General features: G+C 46.0%; 2 protein-coding genes. Both read right to left on the reverse strand.

The features are described 5' to 3' along the window. Nucleotides 1-136: 136 nt before the first annotated feature. Nucleotides 137-475, reverse strand: a complete 339-nt coding sequence (locus NG833_RS29935) for a P-II family nitrogen regulator (RefSeq protein WP_254568909.1) — start codon at nt 473-475, stop codon at nt 137-139. A gap of 212 nt (nt 476-687) precedes the next feature. Continuing rightward, nucleotides 688-1044, reverse strand: a complete 357-nt coding sequence (gene psb28, locus NG833_RS29940; RefSeq protein WP_254568910.1) for a photosystem II reaction center protein Psb28 — start codon at nt 1042-1044, stop codon at nt 688-690. Nucleotides 1045-1357 lie beyond the last annotated feature (313 nt).

Consider the following 1357-nt stretch of genomic DNA (forward strand, 5'->3'; position numbering starts at 1 on the left):
TAAGGGAGTCCAAAAAAATAAATTATCCAAGTTCTGCGGTGAAAAACTTGACTCTTCAGCCTGCGTAGGCAGGCTTTGTCCGTATAGCCCCACCCTTGAGGGTGTGGGTTTTGGGTATTTTATTTTTTGGAGTTCCCTAAATGGCTTCCAGGTTCTTTTCTCCGGTACGAATCCGGACGATTTCATTCACGGAGGAGATGAAAATTTTACCATCCCCAATTTCGCCAGTTCTAGCCGCAGCAACAACTTTGTCCACCACGAGATCCACCATGTCGTCATCGACGACAATCTCCACTTTGAGTTTTTGTAAAAATTCTACGGTGTACTCAGAACCGCGATACCGTTCAGTTTGACCTTTTTGCCGTCCGAACCCTCGGACTTCTGAAACGGTCATCCCTACTACGCCTGCGTTAACTAAGGCGATTTTTACTTCGTCGAGCTTAAATGGCCGAATAATGGCTTCTACCTTTTTCACGCTTCTGACTCCTCACGCTGTTGAACTGCTGATTGCTTAACCTGCATCGTACCTTAGTATCACCGCCCTGTCCTGGTTTTTTGTAGTGGTTGATACGGAAATTCTGGATTGAGGTGCCAGTTAGGTTGGGATCCGAGAAAATGGCGGGGGTCAATCAATCCCATTGATCCCAGCTAATCGCCCTCGGATTGGCGATCGCCCCAGAAGAAAGCCTAGACTTTGGGTTCTTGGAATTCAAACCCATGTGCATCGGCATAGCGGTGCAAAAATCTCATCACTCGTTCCCAGGCTTCATCAGAAGTCACCTCAAAGGAACATTCAGCTTGGGAGAGATTATCATCATCAACAAATTGAAATTTCATGCCATTGGGAATGACTGTAATTTCCCCTTCTTCATCACACAAATTTAAGGTTTCTATTTTATTAATAAAACTTCGGCCTTTCTCCATTGCTTGGACCCGTTCAAACAGTAATACTACTGTTTTCGTTCCTGAGTCTCGGCCTTTTCGCAGACTAATTCCACCGAGTTCCTCATCTAATCCCTTGATAAATTGTACGGAGACACTCACGAGTCGCACCCGTCTAAACGTCACACTGATTGTAGCATTTTTATAGGGAGGATATTTCTGAATATTTAGCCCCTCTAGGGTCTAACTTTTCCCCTGCGGTAAAAACCCACACCCTCAAGGGTGGGTCAACACAGAAAAAGCCCCCCTGCGCGGGTTCAAGAGAACCTCGCTTTTTAGGGGATTCCAACAAATAAATCATCCTTGCTTTGATGCGATCGCACCTAACAAGGCTCTTTTAGCCCGCGCAGGCGGGCTTTGTCCGTGTAGCTCCAGGCTTGAGCCTGCGGGTTTTTTGAAGGTTTTATTTTTTGGA

The sequence above is a fragment of the Oscillatoria sp. HE19RPO genome, assembly GCF_024220515.1.
In the GTDB taxonomy this organism is placed as follows: domain Bacteria; phylum Cyanobacteriota; class Cyanobacteriia; order Cyanobacteriales; family Laspinemataceae; genus Laspinema.